Annotated in this window: 6 protein-coding genes; 1 reads left to right on the top strand and 5 read right to left on the bottom strand. The window is 69.0% G+C overall.

The window, feature by feature from the left end:
* The 5 genes from ACT4N8_RS11705 to dapF all read right to left on the bottom strand — a co-directional run.
* Nucleotides 1–267, bottom strand: a 267-nt coding sequence (locus ACT4N8_RS11705) for an ATP-binding cassette domain-containing protein (protein WP_444858304.1), incomplete at its 3' end; no start/stop codon positions are given.
* A 13-nt stretch (nucleotides 268–280) separates the two neighbouring features.
* The gene (locus tag ACT4N8_RS11710; RefSeq protein ID WP_444858305.1) at nucleotides 281–916 is read right to left on the bottom strand and encodes a septation protein A; all 636 of its coding nucleotides are present in this window, start codon (nucleotides 914–916) and stop codon (nucleotides 281–283) included.
* Nucleotides 913–1,812, bottom strand: coding sequence for a signal recognition particle-docking protein FtsY (gene ftsY, locus ACT4N8_RS11715; protein ID WP_444858309.1), 900 nt, complete (start codon nucleotides 1,810–1,812; stop codon nucleotides 913–915). Before ftsY ends, ACT4N8_RS11710 begins: the two co-directional genes overlap by 4 nt.
* Nucleotides 1,813–1,835: 23 nt before the next feature.
* Entirely contained in the window at nucleotides 1,836–3,131 is a 1,296-nt protein-coding gene (gene mtaB, locus ACT4N8_RS11720) for a tRNA (N(6)-L-threonylcarbamoyladenosine(37)-C(2))-methylthiotransferase MtaB (protein ID WP_444858306.1), read from the bottom strand.
* Nucleotides 3,128–3,910, bottom strand: a complete 783-nt coding sequence (dapF, locus tag ACT4N8_RS11725) for a diaminopimelate epimerase (protein ID WP_444858307.1) — start codon at nucleotides 3,908–3,910, stop codon at nucleotides 3,128–3,130. Before dapF ends, mtaB begins: the two co-directional genes overlap by 4 nt.
* Before the next feature lie 185 nt (nucleotides 3,911–4,095).
* Here dapF and ffh point away from each other — a divergent pair.
* The coding region (gene ffh / locus ACT4N8_RS11730; RefSeq protein ID WP_444858308.1) for a signal recognition particle protein at nucleotides 4,096–5,495 on the top strand (1,400 nt) is incomplete at its 3' end.

Below are 5,495 nucleotides of genomic sequence, written 5' to 3' on the forward strand. Positions count from 1 at the left end.
GGTGTGCAGTTCCTGCGGCACCAGCCCGATTCGCCGTCGGGTCTGGCGATAGTCGCGCTGGTGGTCGAAGCCGTCGACGGTCACCGTCCCCGCGCTCGGCGTGACGATGCCGCAGACGATCGAGATCATCGTCGTCTTGCCGGCGCCGTTCGGCCCCAGCAAAGCGAAAATCTCGCCGCGCTCGATGTCGAGGTCGAGCGGCTTCAGCGCCTCGAGGCCCGAGGCATAGGTCTTCGAGAGACCCTTGATCGAGATGACCGAGTCCATGAGCTCGCTTTCTTTATTGCGTCGGCGGGATCGGCGGCTCCTCGGCCGCTTCCTCGGTGGCGAGGCCGTGCCGCATCAGCATCGGCACGTTGGCGAGCGCGAACAGGAAGGTGGCGGGCAGCGCCCCCCAGAGCTTGAACGAGACCCAGAAGTCGGTCGTGGTGGTGCGCCAGACCGCCTCGTTGACCACCGCCATCGCGAGAAAGAAGGCCGCCCAGTTGCGGGTGAGCAATTGCCAGCCGCGGTCGGACAGGCCAGGATAAGCGCTGCCCAGGACGAGCTTGAGCAGGTTGCGGCCGGTGGCCATGCCGAAGATCAGCAAAGCCGCGACCAGGCTGTAATAGATGGTCGGTTTGATCTTGATGAAGGTTTCGTTGTGCAGCCAGATAGTGAGGCCGCCGAGCACGACCACCATCAGCCCCGAGAACCAGAGCAAGGCCGAGATGTGCCGGTAGCGGATTTGCGAGAACAGCATCGCCGCCATCATCGCGATCATGAAGGCCCCGGTGGCGACGAAGATCTTCAGGGAGTCGGGCACCGGCGCGAAGAAATTGGCGACGAAGAAGACGATCAGCGGCCCAAGGTCGATCAGGAGCCGCGCGCCCGCGCTCGGCCCCTTCGCTTCGCCGGCCCTGGTTTTGACGTTCATTCGCGCACTCCCGCGATTGCCCGCGCCGCCTCGGCCGCATCGAAGGGGCGGAAATCGTCCATCCCCTCGCCGACGCCGATGGCGTGGATCGGCAGGCCGTATCTGTCCGCCGCCGCGACCATCACCCCGCCACGCGCCGTGCCGTCGAGCTTGGTCATCACCAGGCCGGTGACGCCCGCCACCTCGCGGAACACCTCGATCTGGCCCAACGCATTCTGTCCCGTGGTCGCATCGAGGACGAGCACGACGTCGTGCGGCGCGGCCGGGTTGAGGCGTCCCAGCACGCGGCGAATCTTGGCGAGCTCGTCCATCAGGTCCTTCTTGTTCTGCAGCCGACCCGCCGTGTCGACGATCAGCACGTCGATCCCCTCGGCGGTCGCCTTCTTGACCCCGTCATAGACGATCGCGCTGCTGTCCGAGCCTTCCGGGCCCTTCATCACCGGCACGCCGGCGCGGTCGGCCCAGATCTGGAGCTGCTCGATCGCCGCGGCGCGGAAGGTGTCGCCGGCGGCGAGCAGCACCGAATAATCCTGCTCCTGGAAGAGGTGGGCGAGCTTGGCGATCGTCGTCGTCTTGCCCGAGCCGTTGACCCCGACGACGAGGATCACCTGCGGGCGCGGGAAGGCGTCGATCTCCAGCGGCTCGGCGACGGGCGCGAGGATCTTCTCCAGCTCGTCGGCGACGACCCGGCGCACGCTCGCTTCGTCCACGCCGCGCTCGAAGCGCTCCTCGGCGAGCCGCGCGCGGACCTTGGCCGCGGTGGCCGGGCCGAGGTCGGAGGCGACCAGGGCCTCCTCGATCCCGTCCAGCGTCGCCTCGTCGAGCGCCGCCTTCGTGAACAGGCCCGTGAGATTGTCGCCGAGCCGGTCCGAGGTCTTCGAGAAACCGAGCCGCATGCGATCGAGCCAGGTCGCGTCGCTCACGCGGGGGCTCCGATCAGCATGTCGCCCTCAAAAGCGGTGACGACCGCCTCGACGATCTCGCCGTCCGGAGCCCGATCGATCCGGACCGGCGCGAAATTCTCGGCGTGGCCGCGGCCATCCTTCTCGACCAGCACCCGCTGGCGCGTTCCGACCAGCCCCGCCAGCCACGCCGCCTTGCGCCGGGCGCAGGCCTCGCGGAGCCGCCGCGCGCGCGCCTTGACGATCGGCGGCGGCACCTGCGGCATGCGCGCGGCCGGCGTGCCCCGCTTCTGCGAGAAGGGGAAGATATGGCCCATCACGATGTCGCACTCGTCGATCAGGCGCAGCGAATTTTCGTGGGCCGCGTCGCTCTCGGTCGGGAAGCCGGCGATGAGGTCGGCGCCGATCGCGATCCCGGGGCGCGCCGCCTTCAGCCGGGCCACCGTTTCCACCGCCTGCGCCCGGCTGTGCCGCCGCTTCATCCGCTTCAGCACGAGGTCGTCGCCGGCCTGAAAGCTCATATGGAGGTGCGGCATGAACCGCGGCTCATGGGCGGCGAGCTCGAACAGCCGTTCGTCGAGCTCGATACAGTCAAGCGAGGAGAGGCGCAGCCGCGGCAGCTCCGGCACGTGCTTCAAAATCCGCTCGACGAGCTGCCCTAAGGTCGGCGCGCCCGGCAGATCCGGGCCGTAGCTGGTCACATCGACCCCGGTCAGCACGACCTCGCAAAAGCCTTCGCCGGCGAGCGCCTTGATCCGCTCCACCACCAGCCCGGCCGGCACCGAGCGGCTGTTTCCGCGGCCATAAGGGATGATGCAGAAGGTGCAGCGATGGTCGCAGCCGTTCTGCACCTCGACGAACGCCCGCGCGCGCTCCGAAAAGCCGGCGACGAGATGCGGCGCCGTCTCGCGCACCGCCATAATGTCCGAGACGCGGACCCTGTCCGTCATCCCGGCGAAGGCCGGGATCCCAAGCCGGAAAAGCTCGGCCCTGCCCCCCTGAGATTCCGGCCTTCGCCGGAATGACGTCGGATCGAACTTCTCCCGGTTGCCCAGCACCCGATCAACCTCGGGCATGCGCGCGAACGTTTCCGGCTCGACCTGCGCCGCGCAGCCGGTGACGAACACCCGCGCCCCGGGCCGCGCGCGCTTGGCCTTGCGGATCGCCTGGCGGGTCTGGCGCACCGCCTCGTTGGTGACGGCGCAGCTGTTGATGATGACGAGATCGTCGGCGTCGGCGGCAAGCGCCCGCATCGCCTCGCTCTCGGCGGCATTGAGGCGGCAGCCCAGCGTGATCACCTCCGGCCCGCTCATGCCGGCAGCTCGCCGGAGAAGACGTGGGTGGCGGGTCCGGTCATCCTGATCGTCCCGCCCGGCGCCCAGTCGATGATCAGCGCACCGCCCGGAAGCCGCACCTCGACCGGGCTTTCCACCAGCTTCTGCCGGATCGCCGCCACCGCGGTCGCGCAGGCGCCGGTGCCGCAGGCCTGGGTCAGGCCCGCGCCGCGCTCCCAGACATGGAGCCGGATCGCGTCCCCCTCGAGCGAGGCAGTGTTGACGTTGACCCGCTCGGGAAAGAGCGGGTCGCGCTCTATGATCGGGCCCAGCCGGGCAAGATCGACCGCGTCGGCATCGCGCACGAAGAACACGACATGCGGATTGCCGACATTGACCGCGAACGGCTCCTGCAAATTCTCCCAGCCGACCGGCATCGCCGCCGTGTCCATCGCGTAAGCGAGTGGGATATCCTCCCAGCCGAATTTCGGCGCGCCCATGTCGATCGTCGCCGAGGCCCCGTTCGCCTTCGCTGAAAGCACGCCGGCCTTGGTCTCGATCGTCTCTGCGCCCAGCAAAGCCACGCAGCGCGTCGCATTACCGCAGGCCTCGACCTCGCCGCCGTCCGCATTCCAGATTCGCATCCGGACGTCGGCGATCTCCGACGGCTCGAGCAGGATCACCTGGTCGCAGCCCACGCCCGTCCGCCGATCGGCGATGCGGCGCGCCCGCGACGCATCCATCGCCACCGCCCCCTCTCGCGCGTCGAGAATGACGAAGTCATTGCCAAGGCCATGCATCTTGCGGAACCGGGTCATGGTGCGCGCGATCTAGGGTGGGGGAGGCGCCAAGTCCACCTTGCCTTCCCCACTCTCAGCGACTATGTCGCCGCCATCCCGAACGGGACGAGTGCTGAAGCGCCACGCGCGCGCGCTGGCCGGCGAGGTTTCGCCCGCCGGCGCTTTTGCGTTTGGGGCCTGCGAGGCGAGGTAGGAGCGACTTGATGTTCGAAAGTCTGGGCGATCGCCTCTCCGGCGTATTCGACCGCCTGCGCGGCCGCGGCGCCCTGACCGAGGCGGACGTGCGCGCGGCGATGCGCGAGGTGCGGATCGCCCTGCTCGAGGCCGATGTCGCGCTCCCCGTCGTCCGCACCTTCGTCGACAAAGCGACCGAAGAGGCGGTCGGCCAGCAGGTGCTGCGCTCGGTCACCCCCGGCCAGCAGGTCGTCAAGATCGTCCACGACGCCTTGGTCGAGATGCTGGGCAGCGAGGAGGCGGGGCTCGATCTCGCCGTCGCGCCCCCCGCGGTGATCATGATGGTCGGCCTGCAGGGCTCGGGCAAGACCACGACCACCGCCAAGCTCGCCAAGCGCCTGCAGGACAAGGAGCGCAAGAAGGTGTTGATGGCGTCGCTCGACGTCGCCCGCCCCGCCGCGCAGGAGCAGCTCGCCGTGCTCGGCCGCCAGGCCGAGGTCGCGACCCTCCCGATCGTTCCCGGCCAGCAGCCCGTCGACATCGCGCGGCGCGCGCTCAACGCCGCGAAGTTGCAGGGCTTCGACGTGCTGATGCTCGACACGGCCGGCCGTCTCCACGTCGATCAGGCTTTGATGGACGAGATGAAGGCGGTGGCCGAGGCGTCCGGGCCGCGGGAGGTGCTGCTCGTCGCCGACGCGCTGACCGGCCAGGACGCGGTCAATGTCGCCAAGAGCTTCGTCGACCAGATCGACCTGACTGGCGTCGTCCTCACCCGCATGGACGGCGACGCCCGCGGCGGCGCGGCGCTCTCGATGCGCGCGGTCACCGGCCGACCGATCAAGTTCGCCGGCGTCGGTGAGGGGATCGACAAGCTCGAAGCTTTCCATCCCGAGCGGGTGGCGGGCCGCATCCTCGGCATGGGCGACGTCGTCTCCCTCGTCGAGCGGGCGCAGGAGACGATCAAGGCCGAAGAGGCCGAGGCGCTGGCCAGGAAGATGGCCAAGGGTCAGTTCGATCTCAACGATCTGCGCGCCCAGCTCCAGCAGATGCAGCGCATGGGCGGCCTCGGCGCGCTCGCCGGGATGCTGCCCGGCATAGGTAAGCTCAAGAACCAGGTGAACGAGAGCGGCGTGCTCGAAGGCAATGTGCTGGGCCGGCTCGACGCGATCATCACCTCGATGACGCCGAAGGAGCGGGGCAAGCCCGAGCTGATGAACGCCAAACGCAAGATCCGCGTCGCCAAGGGTTCGGGAACGACCGTGCAGGAGGTCAACCGCCTGCTCAAGATGCACCAGGAAATGGCGACCGCGATGAAGAAGATCAGGAAGATGGGCGGCCTCGCCAAGCTGGGCGCGATGTTCGGCGGTGGCGGCATGGGCGCGCTCGGCGGCCTCGGCGGCCCGGCTCCGGGCGGCCAAGCGCTGCCGCC

The organism is Sphingosinicella sp., from assembly GCF_052387495.1.
Lineage (GTDB): Bacteria > Pseudomonadota > Alphaproteobacteria > Sphingomonadales > Sphingomonadaceae > Allosphingosinicella.